The sequence below is a fragment of the Amycolatopsis acididurans genome, from assembly GCF_012328925.1.
GTDB lineage: Bacteria > Actinomycetota > Actinomycetes > Mycobacteriales > Pseudonocardiaceae > Amycolatopsis_E > Amycolatopsis_E acididurans.
Genome location: NZ_JAAXLS010000062.1, coordinates 1 through 15,456, shown reverse-complemented (window position 1 = coordinate 15,456; position 15,456 = coordinate 1). Strand labels below are relative to the sequence as shown.

General features: G+C 67.7%; 15 protein-coding genes. 4 read left to right on the top strand and 11 right to left on the bottom strand.

Features of this window, described 5'->3' with window-relative positions:
• Positions 1–51 precede the first annotated feature (51 nt).
• Entirely contained in the window at positions 52–522 is a 471-nt protein-coding gene (locus HFP15_RS37990) for a DUF4396 domain-containing protein (RefSeq protein ID WP_246272414.1), read from the top strand.
• Between the two features lie 210 nt (positions 523–732).
• On the opposite strand, the gene HFP15_RS37985 is transcribed toward HFP15_RS37990, so the two are convergent.
• The 10 genes from HFP15_RS37985 to HFP15_RS37940 all read right to left on the bottom strand — a co-directional run bounded on the left by HFP15_RS37985 (position 733) and on the right by HFP15_RS37940 (position 10,502).
• Positions 733–1,422 (bottom strand): GPR1/FUN34/YaaH family transporter, encoded by a 690-nt coding sequence (locus tag HFP15_RS37985; protein WP_210718416.1) that lies wholly within the window; start codon positions 1,420–1,422, stop codon positions 733–735.
• Positions 1,423–1,453: 31 nt separating this feature from the next.
• A complete protein-coding gene (gene groL, locus HFP15_RS37980) occupies positions 1,454–3,145 on the bottom strand; it encodes a chaperonin GroEL (RefSeq protein ID WP_168522688.1) in 1,692 nt (563 codons plus the stop codon).
• Between the two features lie 12 nt (positions 3,146–3,157).
• Positions 3,158–4,183 (bottom strand): NAD(P)-dependent alcohol dehydrogenase, encoded by a 1,026-nt coding sequence (locus HFP15_RS37975; protein ID WP_168522686.1) that lies wholly within the window; start codon positions 4,181–4,183, stop codon positions 3,158–3,160.
• On the bottom strand, positions 4,180–4,884 hold the full coding sequence (locus tag HFP15_RS37970) for an iron-sulfur cluster assembly protein (protein ID WP_168522684.1): 705 nt from the start codon (positions 4,882–4,884) through the stop codon (positions 4,180–4,182). Before HFP15_RS37970 ends, HFP15_RS37975 begins: the two co-directional genes overlap by 4 nt.
• Positions 4,881–5,918 carry an amidohydrolase family protein gene (locus HFP15_RS37965; RefSeq protein WP_168522682.1) on the bottom strand — a complete coding sequence of 346 codons (1,038 nt, stop codon included), beginning with the start codon at positions 5,916–5,918 and terminating at the stop codon, positions 4,881–4,883. The genes HFP15_RS37970 and HFP15_RS37965 overlap by 4 nt, the downstream gene beginning before the upstream one ends.
• 8 nt (positions 5,919–5,926) lie before the next feature.
• Positions 5,927–6,301 (bottom strand): propane 2-monooxygenase effector subunit MimD, encoded by a 375-nt coding sequence (mimD, locus tag HFP15_RS37960; protein ID WP_376768926.1) that lies wholly within the window; start codon positions 6,299–6,301, stop codon positions 5,927–5,929.
• Positions 6,298–7,467 (bottom strand): ferritin family protein, encoded by a 1,170-nt coding sequence (locus tag HFP15_RS37955; protein ID WP_168522680.1) that lies wholly within the window; start codon positions 7,465–7,467, stop codon positions 6,298–6,300. The genes mimD and HFP15_RS37955 overlap by 4 nt, the downstream gene beginning before the upstream one ends.
• Positions 7,467–8,510 (bottom strand): NADH:ubiquinone reductase (Na(+)-transporting) subunit F, encoded by a 1,044-nt coding sequence (locus HFP15_RS37950; protein WP_168522678.1) that lies wholly within the window; start codon positions 8,508–8,510, stop codon positions 7,467–7,469. Before HFP15_RS37950 ends, HFP15_RS37955 begins: the two co-directional genes overlap by 1 nt.
• Positions 8,511–8,512: 2 nt before the next feature.
• Positions 8,513–10,165, bottom strand: a complete 1,653-nt coding sequence (locus HFP15_RS37945; RefSeq protein WP_210718415.1) for a ferritin family protein — start codon at positions 10,163–10,165, stop codon at positions 8,513–8,515.
• Positions 10,166–10,271: 106 nt separating this feature from the next.
• Positions 10,272–10,502 carry a hypothetical protein gene (locus HFP15_RS37940; RefSeq protein WP_168522676.1) on the bottom strand — a complete coding sequence of 77 codons (231 nt, stop codon included), beginning with the start codon at positions 10,500–10,502 and terminating at the stop codon, positions 10,272–10,274.
• Positions 10,503–10,619: 117 nt separating this feature from the next.
• Here HFP15_RS37940 and HFP15_RS37935 point away from each other — a divergent pair, with 117 nt between their 5' ends.
• Together HFP15_RS37935 and HFP15_RS37930 are read left to right on the top strand one after the other, a co-directional pair.
• Positions 10,620–12,419, top strand: coding sequence for a sigma-54-dependent Fis family transcriptional regulator (locus HFP15_RS37935; RefSeq protein ID WP_312871943.1), 1,800 nt, complete (start codon positions 10,620–10,622; stop codon positions 12,417–12,419).
• A 75-nt stretch (positions 12,420–12,494) separates the two neighbouring features.
• Positions 12,495–13,700: an MFS transporter gene (locus HFP15_RS37930; RefSeq protein ID WP_168522672.1), complete on the top strand. Its 1,206-nt coding sequence runs from the start codon at positions 12,495–12,497 to the stop codon at positions 13,698–13,700.
• A gap of 4 nt (positions 13,701–13,704) precedes the next feature.
• Here the strand turns inward: HFP15_RS37930 and dinB are convergent, their stop codons facing one another.
• Entirely contained in the window at positions 13,705–14,901 is a 1,197-nt protein-coding gene (gene dinB, locus HFP15_RS37925) for a DNA polymerase IV (protein WP_168522670.1), read from the bottom strand.
• 268 nt (positions 14,902–15,169) lie between these two features.
• Here dinB and HFP15_RS37920 point away from each other — a divergent pair, with 268 nt between their 5' ends.
• Positions 15,170–15,334 carry a hypothetical protein gene (locus HFP15_RS37920; protein WP_168522668.1) on the top strand — a complete coding sequence of 55 codons (165 nt, stop codon included), beginning with the start codon at positions 15,170–15,172 and terminating at the stop codon, positions 15,332–15,334.
• The last annotated feature ends 122 nt before the right edge of the window (positions 15,335–15,456 follow it).

Genomic DNA, 15,456 nt, shown 5'->3' with positions numbered 1-15,456 from the left:
GCGACCCCGGCGCGTATACCCAGTAGGGGTATCCAGGAAGGGAGCGCGACGATGTCTTCGCACAGCTACGTCACCGGCACGATGACCGCCACCTGGAGTACGGCGATGCAGGCCACACTGCACTGCCTCACCGGCTGCGCGATCGGCGAGGTGCTGGGCATGGTCATCGGCACGGCGCTCGGACTGCACAACGCGGCCACCGTGGTCATCTCGATCGTGCTGGCGTTCGCCTTCGGGTACGCGCTCACGATGCGCGGCGTGCTGCGTGCGGGCGTGAGTCTGCGCTCGGCACTGAAGGTCGCACTCGCCGCCGACACCGTCTCGATCGCCGTGATGGAGATCGTCGACAACTTCGTCATCGTCGCCATCCCCGGTGCCATGGATGCGGGCCTGACGCAGGCGTTGTTCTGGCTGTCACTGGCCGGTTCGCTCGTCGTCGCTTTCGCGCTCACCACGCCGGTGAACAAATGGATGATTTCGCACGGAAAAGGCCACGCGGCCGTGCACCATTACCACCATTGAGGACGAGCGCGTGAGCGAAGCGAAGCCGAGCGAACACCAGACCTCCTCCACCCGATCCCCAGCCGAACAACGATCAGGGAATCGGGGTGGGGGAAGTCCAACCGGCAGCCGACGACGGAACCGACACCGAGCGGACCCGCCACCGCGCAGCAATCAGCCCGTCCCCCGCGCTTGATCGCAGAAGACGGGCTGACCACACTCATCTGCCGTTTACGACACCAAAGGCCTGCCCAGTGGTGGGAACGGTCGTTTGGCGCCCATCGCCGTGAGACCGACGTTGACGAACGCGTAGAACCCGAGGAACGCCAGCACCAAGATGATGTAGCCGGACACCTTCAACAGGTTCGCGTTGCCCAGGTGCGCCGAAGCCGCCGCGATCGCGCACGCGGCCACGACCAGGCCCACCACCGCCGGGTACACCGCCGGCAGCCGCAGGCACGGCACCAGCAGGAACACGAACAGGCAGCCCCACGCGATGAAGAACAGCTCCTGCGTCTTGGCGGCATCGGCCGCCGCTATGCCGTACCAGTTGTGCTGCAGGCCCAGCAGCAGACCGGCCAGGCTGAGCCAGAATCCGGAGAACGTACCGGTGATCCCGGCGACCATGGTCTGTCCCAGCACCGCCGCCCACACGGTCACCACCGCGAGGTAGAGCCCGGTGGCGAACAGCACGATCGGCACGATCGCGCCGAGTGCGGTGGCCGGCATGAATCCGATGAGGACCATGCCCAGCGCCAGCGCGCCGACCGCGAAGATGGGCAACCCGAGGATCAACGGGTTGCCGCCCGCGCCCACGATCACCTCGGTGGGCGGTGCGGGCACGGGTTCGGGAGTCTCGTGACGGCCGAGCGTCGCGGGTGAGTCCGGAACCTTGATTTCGTTGCTCTGTAACTGTGACATCGCCATCAACCTCGATCGAAATGGCTCGGTGTCAGCCCACCGACGGTCCCAGACCGAGGGACTGCGGCGTGCTGGCATCGGGAGACGGCTGGTGCAGGCCCTCGTCCAGCGGCCCGTACTCCGTCATCAAAGCGGGGCTGCCGCCCCACGGGGTCTGCTCCTCGGCGATCAGTGAGTTGGTGGTGAGCAGCAGACCCGCCACAGAGGCGCCGTTCTGCAGCGCCGACCGGCACACCCGCAACGGGTCGATGATGCCCATCTCGACCATGTTGCCGTACCGGTCCAGCAGCGCGTCGAAACCTTCGTCCACACCGAGGTTCCTGGTGTGCTCGACGACCTCGTGCGCCTGATAACCCGCGTTCTGCGCGATCAGGTACGCGGGCTCGCTCAGCGCGCACCGCACGATTTCCGCACCCGTCGCGTAGTCGCCCGACAGGTCCAAATCGGACAGTACGTGCTCCGCGTGCAGCAAGGCCGCGCCGCCGCCTGCCACGATGCCTTCCGCCATCGCGGCACGGGTCGCCGACAGCGCGTCCTCCACCCGGTGCTGGAGTTCCTTCAGCTCGGCCGGCGTCGGCGCGCCGACCCTGATCATCGCGACCTTCCCGGTGAGCGCGCCGATCCGCTCGGTCAGCACGTCCTCGTCGATGCCGAACTGCGCGCGCTCCAGCTCCGCCCGCAGCTGGCCGACCCGGAACTCGATGTTGGCCGGCGATCCCGAACCGCCGACGATCGTGGTGGTGTTCTCGGTGACCCGCACCTGGCGTGCCCGGCCGAGGTGCTCCAGCGTCATCGTCTCCATGGTGAAACCGGACTGGCGCGACAGCACGGATCCGCCGACGACCGCGGCGAGGTCCTCCAGTTTGTGCAGCCGCCGGTCGCCGAACCCGGGTGCTCGCACCGCCACCGATTGGAACGTGCCGTTGACCTGGTTGTGCACCAGCATCGACAGCGCGGGCCCTTCGACGGTCTCGGCGATCAGCACGAGCGGATGCGGCTCGCGCATGATCTTGTCCAGGATCGGCATCAGCTGCTGGACCTTGGTGACCTTCTCCGCGCACATCAGGATGTAGGGATTGTCGAGCACGGCCTCCAGCCTGCCCGGATCGGTCACCAGATACGGCGAGAGATAGCCGTTGTCGAACTCGAACCCCTCGACGAACTCGACGCTCATCCCGTGCTTCGGCGACTCCTCGACCGTCACCACACCGGTGTCCCCCACGGTGTGCAGCGCTTTGGCGATCACGGCGCCGACCGCATCGTCGTCGTTGGCGGAGATCGCGGCCACCCGCGCGAAGTCGGCCTCGGACAGCACCGGATGCGCCGCCTTCTCCAGATGCTCCACCAGCCGCGCCACGGCGTGGTCGATCCCGCGTTTGACCAGCACCGGGTTGCCACCGTGCTCGATGGCCTTCATGCCCTCCCGCACGATCGCCTGCGCGAGCACGGTGGCCGTGGTGGTGCCGTCGCCGACCACGTCGTTGGTCTTGATCGCCGCTTCCTTGACCAGCTGCGCGCCCATGTTCTCGAACTGGTTGCGCAGATGGATCTCGCGCGCGATGGTCACGCCGTCGTTGGTCACCACGGGCGAACCGGTGATCTTCTCGATGATCACGTTGCGCCCCTTGGGTCCCAGTGTCGACTTCACCGCCTCCGCCAGCTTGTCCACACCGGACAGCAGCATCGCGCGGGCGTCGCCACCGAACCGCAGTTCCTTGGCCATGGTCGTCTCTCCCTAGGGCGTGAGGATGGCGCGGCCGCGGACCCGGCCGGCGTCGAGATCGGCCAGCGCGTCGAGCGCGGCGTCCAACGGATACTTCTTGGTGTGCAGGGTGACCTTGCCGGACTGCGCGAGCACCATCAGCTCGGCCAGGTCGTTGTACGTGCCCACCAGGTTTCCCACCACGTTGCGCTCGGTGGAGATGATGTCGATGGTCGGGATGTCGATGTTGCTGCCGTAGCCGATCACGAAATGCGAACCCGCGCGCCGGGTCATCGCGAACGCGTCCTGCTGCGCGCCCTGTTCGGCCACGAAGTCCAGCACCACCTCGGCACCGTTGCCGCCGGTCAGGTCGAGTACCGCCTCGACCTGCTTGCCGTCGGCGAGCACCGTGTGGTCGGCGCCCAGTTTCGACGCCAGGTCGAGGGCTTCGGCGTTGCGGTCCACCACCACGATCGTCGTGGCCGTCAGCGCCCGCAGCGACTGGATGCCGATGTGCCCGAGCCCGCCGGCGCCGTTGACGACGCAGACCGTGCCCGGATACAGCAGCGGCACGGCCTTGCGCACGGCGTGGTAGGCGGTGATGCCCGCGTCGGCGAGCGCGGCCACGTCCTCGGGCCTGGTCTTGGGATCCAGCTTGATGCAGGCCCTGGCCGAGGTGAGCAGGTACTCGGCCATTCCGCCGTCGCTGTCGATACCGGGGAACCGGTTGTTCACGCAGTGCATGTCATCGCCTGCCCGGCACGCGTGGCAGAGCCCGCACGTCGGGGTGGGGTGCAGGATCACCGTGTCCCCGACTTCCACATTGGACACCGCAGGCCCGATTTCCTGCACCCAGCCCGCGTTCTCGTGTCCGATCGTGTAAGGCAGGGTGACCCCGGATTTCTCCGCCCACTGTTCCTCGATGATGTGCAGATCGGTGCGGCACACGCCCGCGCCGCCGATCTTCACCACGACGTCGAAAGGTTCCTTCGCCGTTGGCTCCGGGACCTCTTCGACGACGGGCTGTTTGTGGTAAGCGTGCAGCCGCACCGCTTTCATGGCCTGCCCTCCTTGGTCTCTGGTTGCGGATAACGGAAGCGCAACATCCCCCGGCACACGCCCGAGTTCGCCTCCTGGCTGGTTCTGGTCACGCGCGCCATGCCGAGGTGGCGTCGCACGTCGGCGGGTGGTTCCCCGGTCTCCGGATCGATGAGCAGCGGATCGTGATCCCCCGCGGGCAGGCCGAGTTCGCGGCGGCGTGCACGCAACCGCTCGCGATCATGCCCTGGCGGCGCGTCACCCAGGGTCAGCCCGGCCAGCCGCGCGGGGTCCACCCCCAGCGCGCGGACGACGCGATCCGTTCCGGCGTAGACGGCCTTCCGCAGGAAGTTCGCCCGCAGCTCGTCCAGTTCGGCGACCGCCTCCCCCTCGAAGGAGGCCACGAAACCGGCCCGTGCCGCCACTCCGGTGTTGATCGCGTCGGCCGCGAAGTGATCCACCAGCGCCACGTCGGCGGCCGTCACACCAGGGGCGGAGATGACGGCGTCGTAGGCGTCGGCGACCATCAGGAACGCGAAGTTCGGCGCGCAGAAGTAGGTGGGCAGCCGCAGCCGCACCACCGCCCTGCCCTCCTCGTCCACCTCGCACTGCTGCACGAACCCGAGATCGGTGAGCGGTTCGTCCAGCTCGGGATCGCGAACGGTGCCCAGGGCCGACCAGGCGGCCGCACGGGCCGCCTGATCGGTTCCTACGCTGGTCATGAGCCGGGTACGCCGACCGGCTCGACCGTTTCCGGCTGTTCGAGCCGGTACTCCGGCGGCACCTCGATGTCGTAGAGGCGGGCCGCGTTCAGGCCGAGGATCTTCTTCTTCTGCGCCACGGTGAGCGGCGGGAAGTCCGACAGTTCCTCGTCACCGGGCATGTTCCAGTCGACGAAGCCTTCGACCTGCCACTTCGGCTCCCAGATCGCGTAGTCGGCGCCGAAGAGCAGCTTGTCCTCGCCGAGCCAGAACATCAGCTCACCCATGACCTTCGCGAAGAACTTCGGCCTCGCGTGCATGAGCCCGCCGACGACGACCGCGAGGCCGGCGTAGACGTTGCGCTCCTGCGTCGCCATGAAGCAGAAGTCCTCGATCCGTGGCAGGCCCACGTGCTCAACGATGAAGTTGAGGCCCTGGAAGTTGGTCGCCACGTAGTCCACATCGGACACGTCGAACGCGTCCTTGTCCAGCGGCCAGATCGTCGGGCCCTTGTGGATGTGGATGTTCTTGACGCCCAGTTCCTCGCACTTCTCCAGGTACCGGGCCGACTCCGGGTCCTTCAGGCTCCAGCCGCGCGAGTCGCCGTTCCACTCCGCGGTGTAGAGCTTCACGCCCTTGCAGTTGTAGCGCTTGACCCGTTCTTCGAAGGCGCGCATCCCGGCGTCGCCCTCACGCGGGTCGAACGTGGTGTTCACCAGGAACTTGTCCGGGTGACGTTCGGCCATCGCGCCGTCGGACTCGGTGGTGTTGAACCCGTTGATGTACCACTGCCGTAGGTTCGTCGGCTGGAAGATCGCCTTGTCGACGTGCCCGACCTCGAACAGGTCGTGCATCATCAGTTCCTCGGAGTACTTCTGGAACCGGTCGATCGGCCAGTGCGTCTCGGGCGGGCCGAGCCCCTGGTAGGCGTGGAAGCACTCGATCCAGCCCTTGGCGTATTCCTCCTGCCCCGGCACCCAGTTCTCCGGGCTCGCGTTCCAGAAGTGGGTGTGCCCGTCGACGACGAAGTAGCGTTCACCGTCCTTTTCGTACATCGATCCCCCTAACGGATCGGCTTGAGGTCGAAGTCGAGGTACTCGGCCGCGTCCTCCGGGTTGGCGAACATGATCGTGCGGTCGTCGAGGTGGACCATGCGCCCGTAGTGGGTGGACATGCTCTCCTCGAACTCCGCGGAGTTGAACCAGCCGTCCTCCTCGCCCGCGGCCTCGTCGATCTCGGAGTAGACGACGTCCATGCGGTTGCGGGCGTCGACCCGGATCATCGAGGGCAGCGGGGTGATCGTGACATTGTCCTTGTGCGCCATCACCTCGGCGACGACCTCGCCGACCTGGTTGTTCATCAGGGTGAAACCGCACATGTTGGAAGCGGTGTTGTCGACCTTGTACGGGCTTTCCACCGGTTGTTTCAGTGTGGTCACTGCGCCAGCTCCTTCGGTTCTTGCAGACCCAGATCGGACAGGATGCCGCTGAAGCGGCTCTTGACACGGTCGAGACCGTCCTCGAACCGTGGGGGCTTCTGGTCTGGCTGCGACCACAGCGGCTGCAACGTCCGCGCGGCCCGGATGACCCGAGGCACCCAATCGGACAGCCACTGCTGCAGCAGTGCCTTGTTGTGGTCGGCGAACTCGCGGTCGTTGACCAGCAGCTCGAACATCGCCCGCGTGTAACGCAGATCGCGTTCGGAGTAGTCGAACTCCTCCGCGCCGATCAGCGTCGGCGTCACGAAATCGCCGTTGGCCGGCGCCGCCTGCTGCACCAGGTTGCTGCGGAACAGCTCGCCGACGAGCGGTTCGAACACGATGTTCGCCGCGAAGATCGCCTCGCACCAGTCGTCGATCGCGGTGAGCTGCTCGGAGACCTCCCGCACGCCCTGCCACGCCGGGTCGTCGTTCCACGCCGTCAGGTGCGCGGTGCCGTCGAAGTGGGAGATCTCCTCCGACAGCGTCAGGTTGTACAGCGCGAGGTCCTGCGCGGCGCGGATCCGGTGCATGCTGTTCACCGAGATCGCGTTGTTGTGCATGTTCGTCGGCGCACGGCGGTTGGCGTTGGCGAACAGGTACAGGCCCAGGCCGTGGTCCACGTGCATCCAGGCACCGACGTGCTGGGCCACGAAGTTCACCCAGTTGCGGTTCCACTGGTCGAACGCCTTGGCCTGGCGGGCCGATTCGATGTTCTGGTTGAGCTGGCGGACGACGTTGGCGTTGTAGCGGTAGAGCGTGAGCTCCCATTCCTCGTTGGGGTCACGGAACTCGTGCCAGCCCAGCGCGGGCCAGTCGTATCCCTTGCCGCCGGAACCGGGCCCGCGTTCGGGCAACGGCCGGTCCGAGCCCCATGCCTTGAGGCTGGTCCACTCGAGCGGATAGCCGCCCTTGCCGTCGGAGAAGCCGTACAGCCAGCCCTGGGTCAGGTAGTGCCGAGGATCGGGCTGCACCTCCACCGTGACGTCCTCGTAGTGGCTTTGCTTGCGCTTCGACGGCGTGAAGTAGTTGAAACGACGCAGATGCGCGTCCGGGAACTCCTTGGCGCCTGCCTCGGCATCGGTGAAGACCGGCTTCGGCACACTGCGTTCTTGGGTGGCGGTCATCAGTTCTGCCCTTCGCCCGTTGTCGTGAACTTGTCGTAGAAAATGCGTTTGTCGGCCACGCCCAAGGCGGGCAACAGCTCCAGGGCCGCTTCCACCATCGGCGGTGGCCCGCACACGTACGCGTCGGCGCCGGAAAGATCGGACTCGCACCGCCGCAGCACGTCGGTGATCAACCCGGTCTCGCCGTTCCAGTCCTCGCCCTCGGGTTCGGACAGCGCGGGCACGTAACGGAAGTCCGGCAACTGCTCGGCCAGCTCGTGCAGTTCCTTCTCGAAGCAGAGGTCGGCCCGGCGGCGGGCGCCGTAGTAGAAGGTCGCCTTCCGGTCGATACCGCGCTCGGCCATCGAGCGCAGCAGGGCCAGGATGGGCGCCATTCCGGCGCCGCCGCCGACGAAGACCAGATCCGCGCCGGGCGCGTCCCGGAGCGTGAACACCCCGAACGGACCGCTCACCCGTAACCGGTCGCCGATCGCGACCTCGGTGTCCAGGTACTGGGAGAACAGTCCGCCGGGGTAGATCTTGATGACGAACTCGAGCCGCCCGCCCTCACGAGCAGAGGTGTTGGCCATCGAGAACGACCGCGTCTCCTCGGTCCCCGGGATCTCGAAATCCAGGTACTGACCGGGAAAGAACTTGATCGTCTCGGGTGCGACCAGCCGGACCACGAGATGGCACATGTCGTGCGTGACGTGTTCCTTGGCCACCACCTCCACCTCGGCCTGCACGATCGGCAGTCCGGAGTGGATCATCTCCTCGTCGTAGTTGAGCAGCTCGATCGTCAGATCCTCGTACGCGTGCGCGCGGCACAGCAGCGTGAAGCCTTCCTCCTTTTCGAACTCGGGCAACGCGAACGTCGAGTACCGGTCGAGTTCGACATCGTCGCCCTCGAGGATGAACGACTTGCAGGCAGCGCACTGTCCTTCCTTGCAGCCGTGCATGAGCATCACGCCCTGCTCGGCCGCCGCGCGCAGAATCGTCTGCTCCTCGTCGGCTTCGATCTCGATCCCGACCGGCTCGAACCGGATCTGGTGCTTCTCGCCCATTGTCAGGATTCCGCAGGCGCGGGACGTCCGGCGGGGCCCTGGCGGTTGTAGTCGGCCACGAACGCCGCGCGCTCGTCGTCGGTCATCTGGTTGAGCACCACGTTCGGGCTCTGCACCTCCGGCATCCGCCGCAGGTGATCCAGTGTCCACATCTTCTTCGGGTCGAGGTTCAGATGTGGCTGCGCGACCATGGTCTTGCCGTCGTCACGGACGAAGCCCATGTCGGACACGATGTCGGCCCAGTTCCAGCCGTGGTAGAGCGTCTCCCACTCCCGGTGGCCGATCAGCTGGCCCATGTTCGGGGTGTTGCGGCCCTGGTAGCTCGGCCGGAACGCCTCGACGTCGGTCCAGCGGCAGGTCTCCGAGCAGTAGGTACGCCACTGACCGTCCACTTTGTCCGTGACCATGTCCTCGCGGATCAGGCACGGGACCATGCAGGTCCAGCACCGGTGCGGGTACACGTAGTCGACGTCCTCGGCGACGATCGGGTGGTGTCCATTCGGGACGGACAGCCGGTTGTAGTTCTCCCACCACTTGCCGTACTTGTCGTACCAGCCGGGGTACTTGTGCTCGAACCACTCGAAGTCCTCGTCGGTCATCGGGTCGATCCGCCAGTAGTTGGCGAGCCATCCCGTGGCGAAGAACTGCGCGACCTCGTGCACGTAGCCCTTGTTCCAGATCCGGTTCCACGCCTCCTCGATGAGGTCGTGCGGGATCACCAGGCCGTACTTCTCCAGCGGGACGAGGTAGCTGCGGTAGTAGTCGTCGTAGATCCAGCGACGCCACATCTCCGCGTAGCTTTCCCGGTCCTTGCGGCGGTCCTTGGTGCCGTACTCGATGAACGTGCCGATCGCGGCGTCCACCACGGCGTGGTTGTTCCACCACGCGTAGCGCAGGTCGCGTTCGAGCAGCTGGTGGTTGCTCTCGTCGGACAGCGCCATCAGCAGCGTCGCGTAGCCGTTGGAGATGTGGCGCGACTCGTCCGACTGCACCGAGTGGAACACCGTCGGCAGCAGGTAGTCGCCGTTGGCCGCGGCCTCGGCCGGCATGGCGACGAACAGGGTGTTGGTGAAGGCCGTCTCGGCCACGATCGTCAGGTAGATACTCGCGGCGGTGATCGCGTCACCGGTGATGAAGCCCTCCGCGAACTGGCGGCCGATCGTGCCGCAGTAGTCGTTCTGGAAGTTGCGCAGGCTCGAGTTGAACCCCGCCGGGTCGATGTAGTTGTTCATGTACAGGCGCTTGAGGTTCTGCTGGATCGTCGAGTGCCTGACCTCGTCGATCATCTGGATGGCCTGCCCGTTGTGCAGCTCCGGGTTGGGCACCGTGCGGAACAGCAGCGGCATCGCCCGCGCGGCCGAGATCTCCGGCAGCGGGATGATCGACAGGAACAGCTTCTGCCATTCCAGCCAGCGTTCCTGCACCTGACGGAACATGTTGCCGCGGATGGCGCCGTCCTCGGCGCCGTACACGCGGTGGTCCTTCTCCTCCTGCATCGGGAAGTAGGACCGCAGGACCTGCTTGAGCGGGTCCTTCTTCTTGGCCTTACGGAACGTGTAGTCCGTCCCGTACTGCGATACCGGTTCGTGGTAAACCGGGTCCCAGGACAGTTCCTGGATCTTCTGGTGGGCTTTCGCCACGCTCTGGCGGCTCATGATCACACTCCTGTGGGGCGAGCTCAGGTGACGTGGGCGCACGTCCTACGCCGACCAGTAGAAGCCCGTGGGAGTGTGACGCGGGTCTCAATATGAGACAGCCGCTTCACGGCTCGTCGAGCATCACCTCCCGTAGCTGCGCGAGCTCGTCCCGCACCTTCTCCTGCACCCGGCCATCGCCTTCGAGCAGCGGCTCGATGCCCAGCGCGCGCAACAGCTCCGCGGCCGGCTGACCGGGATGCCCGCCGTCGCCGAGCGACGGATGCAGCCCTTGCTGCGCCAGGTGGTGAAACACCAGATTGACGACGGTCCAGGGGTTGTAGGTCTCGTTCGCCATTCCTCCATGAGACCGCGTCGCGGCTTCGCGGGCGTGTCTCAATTTGAGACACGGGCATTGAGCCGAAGGGCCTACGCTGTGATTGGCGACACAACGACGTGCCGGGAGGGCCATGTGGTGAACCGCACGACCGCGTCTGTCCCGATCCCGACCGACGACGAGGGCCTGGCGCTCACTCGTGAAAAGTTCCTCACGCAGGAAAATATCGAACCCGATCAGGTGCGCGAGGCCATCCTCGCGTCGTGGTGGCGTTCGCGCGAGTTCCACGTTCCCGCCGACCACATCGACTCGCCCTACACCGGCGAACAGAACCTGGACACCCCGCTGCTGCGCGGCGCCACGCCGGTGCTGGAACGGCTCGGCGACCAGCTCGAAGGGCAGCCGATCAGCCTCATCGTCACCGATCCCACCGGCATCGTGCTCACCCAGCGCACCGGGGACCGCGATCTGCACCGGCACCTGGAAAGCGTCGAACTGGCGCCCGGGTTCAGCTACGGCGAACGGTTCGTCGGCACCAACGGCATCGGCACCGCGCTGGAGGACGGGCGGCCGACGCACGTGTTCGGGCACGAGCACTACGCCGAGCACCTGGAGAACCTCGCGTGCGCCGGAGTACCCCTGCACCACCCGATCTCGGGCAAGATGATCGGCGTCGTCGACCTGACGTGCTGGCGCAAGGACGCGGGCGGGCTGCTGGTCGCGCTGGCCAGGACCGCGGCCGAGCAGATCCGCCAGGCCCTGCTGACCCACAGCGATCTGCGCGAGCTGGTGCTGTTCCAGGCCTATCTGCAGGCCTGCCGCCGCACGACCGGCATCGTCATGGCGTTCAACAAGGACATCGTGATGATGAACGATCTTGCCCGCCAGCTGCTCGATCCTGCCGACCAGTCGATCCTGCTGGGCCGCGCCAACTCCGAGCTCGCCGACGCGCGGCGGGCCACCGCGACGATCACGTTGTCCAGCGGCAGCAAGGCGCGCATGAGCTGCCGTCGCGTGAACGGCTACCGGGACGGCGACGTCGCGGGCGGCGTGCTGTCGGTCAAGATGCTCGGCCGTGAGGAGGACATGGGCGGCTCACTGCCGATGGTGCCGATCTTCCTGCCCGGGGTCGTGGGCTCCTCGCCGCCCTGGTTGCGGTGCGAGCACGACATCGACGAGAGCTTCGAACGCGGCGAATGGCTCGCCGTCGCCGGCGAGGCGGGCACGGGCAAGTACACCCTCGTGCGCGGCGTGCACCAGCGGCGCAATCCGACCGGCCGGCTGCACGCGCTCGACGCGGCGCGCGGCACCGGCTGGGACGACGACCTGCGGCGTGAGCTGATCGAGGATCCGGCCGACACGCTGGTGATCCGCCACGTCGACCGGCTCGACGAGGCCGGTGTGCGCGCGCTGCGCGACCAGCTCGCCGAGGTGCGGGCGAACGGCGGGACCAAGCCCTGGGTCGTGGTCACGCTGCCGCCCGAGCCCGAAGGCGATCCGGCGCTGCTGATGTTCTTCCCGCGCACGGTGACCGTGCCGCCGCTGCGCAGGCACCCGGAGGACCTCAACGATCTCGTGCCGCTGTTTCTGAGCCGCCTGTCCGGCGAGGGGCAGCTGGCCTGCTCCCCCGCCGCGCTGCACCTGCTGATGCGCGCGGACTGGCCGGGCAACGTCACCCAGCTCTACCGCGTGCTCAAGCAGGTCACCAGGACACGCCGGCGGGGCACGATCCAGCCGAGCGATCTGCCCGCCGAGTACCACGCGGTGACGCGGCGGCCGCTCAACCGGGTGGAAACCGTCGAGCGGGACGCGATCGTGCGCAGCCTGGAAGACGCCGGGGGCAACAAGGTCCGCGCCGCCAAGCTGCTCGGCATCTCGCGCGCGACCGTCTACCGCAAGATTCACGAATACGGCATCGTCACGCCGACCTCGGAGTGAAGCCGGTCACCAGCCGGAATGTAACGCCGGTGCGCATTGTCGTTACCGGGCGTCGCCACTTGCCGAGGGAGGCCCATGTCCGACGCCCGATCGCGGCGGCAGCTGCGGCTGATCATGGTCGTGCTCGCGGTCGCCTGCGGTGCGACCGTGGCGAACCTGTACTACCCGCAACCACTGCTGGGCGAGATCTCGCACGCGTTCTCGGTGAGCCAGGGCAGCGCCGCGCTCGTGGTGACGCTGACCCAGCTCGGCTACGCGGCCGGGCTCGCACTGCTGATGCCGCTGGGTGACCTGCTGGAGAACCGCACGCTCGCCTGGCGGACGCTGGTGTTCACCGCCGTCGCGCTGGTCGTCGCGGGACTGTCCCCGTCCTTCGGGCTGTTCCTCGGCGCGTCGGTGCTGATCGGGATCACCTCGGTGGTCGCGCAGATCCTCATCCCGTTCGCCGCGCATCTGGCGCCCGAGGACGAGCGCGGGCGGTTCGTCGGCACCGTGATGAGCGGTCTGCTGCTGGGCATCCTGCTCGCGCGCACGGTGGCGAGCCTGGTGTCGAGCGTGTGGGGCTGGCGCACCATCTACCTGGCCTCGGCGGTGCTGATGGTGGCGGTGGCCCTCACCGTGCGGCGGCTGCTGCCCCGGCACGAGCCCGGGCACGGCAGCTCGTATCCGCGGTTGATGCGCTCGATCGCGACGCTGGCCCGCGAGGAGCCCGCGCTGCGCCGTCGCGCGGTCTGCCAGGCGCTGATGTTCGGCGCGTTCAGCGCGTTCTGGACATCGGTGGCGTTCGAACTCGTGCGCGAACACGGCCTCGGCCAGACCGGGATCGCGATCTTCGCGCTCGTCGGCGCCGGTGGTGCGGCCGCCGCCCCGCTCGCGGGACGGCTCGGCGACCGGGGCCACGGGCAGCTGGGCAGCGGTGTCGCGCTCGCGCTGGGCGCCGCGGCGATGCTCCTGGCCGACCTCGGCGTGCACAGCCTCGTCCTGCTCGGGCTCGCCGGCGTGCTGCTGGACCTGGCCGTGCAGGGGCATCAGGTGCTCAGCCAGCAGGAGATCTACGGCTTGCGCGCGGACGCGCGGGCGCGGATCAACACGGTGTTCATGACGACGATCTTCATCGGCGGGGCCATCGCCTCGGCGATCGCGGGCAACCTCTACGACGCGTTCGGGTGGACCGGTTCGAGCCTGTTCGGCGCCGCCCTTCCGCTGGCCGGCCTGGGCATCTGGGGTTACTCGCGGTTGCGGGCCCGGTCCGCGGCGCGGGTGCCGGTCGCGGTGCGGTAGCTCTTCAGTCGGGCAACAGCGGCACCTCCAGACCGGGATCGTGGCCGAGCAGCATCGCCCTGGTGACCGCGCCCGCCCCGTACTTGTCGCGCACCTGGTCCAGTGTCGAATCCAGCGCGCCGAGGTCCGGCCCGTCGAAGGGCAGGGTCAGCTGGACCGCGCCGTCATCGTCCAGATTGGACAGTGAAACCCCGAGCAGGGTCAGGCCCTGCTCGTCGATCATCGGGCGTGCGGCGGCGAGCAGGCCGCGCGCGGTGGCGAGGATGTCGGCGGTGTGCGCGGTCGGGTACCGCAGCGTCTGCGACCGGGTGGCCCTGGTGAAATCGGCGAAGCGGAACCGCAGCGTCACGGTGCGGCAGACCCGGTGCGCCCCGCGCAGCCTGCGGCCCAGGCGGTCGGCGATGCTCGCGAGGATGACATCCAGCTCCGCCGGTGTGCGGCGGCGCCTGCCGAGCGCGCGCTGCGAGCCGATCGAGCGCCGCCGGGCGCCCGTGCGCACCGGGCGCGGGTCCTGGTTGTGGGCGAGTGCGTGCAGGTGCCTGCCCGCGGCAGGGCCCAGCATCGACACCAGCGTGGCCTCGCCGAGCCGCGCGAGGTCCCCGACCGTGCGCACGCCGCGCGAGCGGAGCTTGTCCGCGGTCACCCTGCCCACACCCCACAGCCGTTCTACGGGAAGCGGGTGCAGGAAGTCCAGCTCGCCGTCGTGCGGCACGACGAGCAGCCCGTCGGGTTTGGCGACCCCGCTGGCGACCTTCGCGAGGAACTTCGTCCTGGCGACGCCGACCGTGATGGGCAGGCCGACCTGCTCGGCGACGTCGCGGCGCAGTTTCGCGGCGATCTGGCTCGGCGTGCCCGCGATGCGCGCGAGCCCGCCGACGTCGAGGAACGCCTCGTCGATCGAGATGCCCTCCACCAGCGGCGTGGTGCGCTCGAACACCCCGAAGACCGCCTTGCTGGCCTTGGCGTAGGCCGACATGCGCGGCGGGACCACGATCGCGTGCGGGCACAGCCGCCGCGCGAGCCCGCCGCCCATCGCCGTGCGCACCCCGTACGCCTTGGCCTCGTAGCTGGCGGCCAGCACCACGCCCCCGCCGACGACCACGGGGCGGGAGCGCAGCGCGGGATCGTCACGCTGCTCGACCGAGGCGTAGAACGAGTCGAGGTCGGCGTGCAAGATCGGGCCTTCGACGGTCACGAACATATGTTCGCATCGACCACCGACACTTTTCGAGGACCAAATGCCCTATGCCGCGGCCGTGCGCGTCAGTCACCCTTCCTTGGCAGGTCACGATTCGCACCCGGGAAGGCGGACGTGGCCCCCGGCCCTACGGTTCCCCGCCGGGTTCCGAAGGCCGCATGTTTGGGCGGCATCCGCTGCGAAAAGACCGGCCTGGCTCACGAAATCCCTGTCCCGTGAGTCAGGCCGGTCTCGTGTTTGCCGCCTCCGCGGCGAGGGTAGGCGTGGGCCCATGGATCGCAGGAATCCCGACCAGCAGACGCACCGGCCGGACGACGCGGCCTCACCCGAGGAGCAACGAAGGGTGATCCGCGGCGAGCAGGGCACTTCCTCGGCCGACCCGCACGACGACACCGATCCGCAATCGGGCCTCGGCGCACAGAAGGACAACGGCTAGGGCGTGTCTGACAAAGATCTTGGTTGTCGGCTGGGATGCTGCTGTCGTGTCGCGGTTTCGGTTGTTGTCGGATGAGCAGTGGGCGTTGATCGAGGATTTGTTGCCGGTGCGGACGGGTAGAC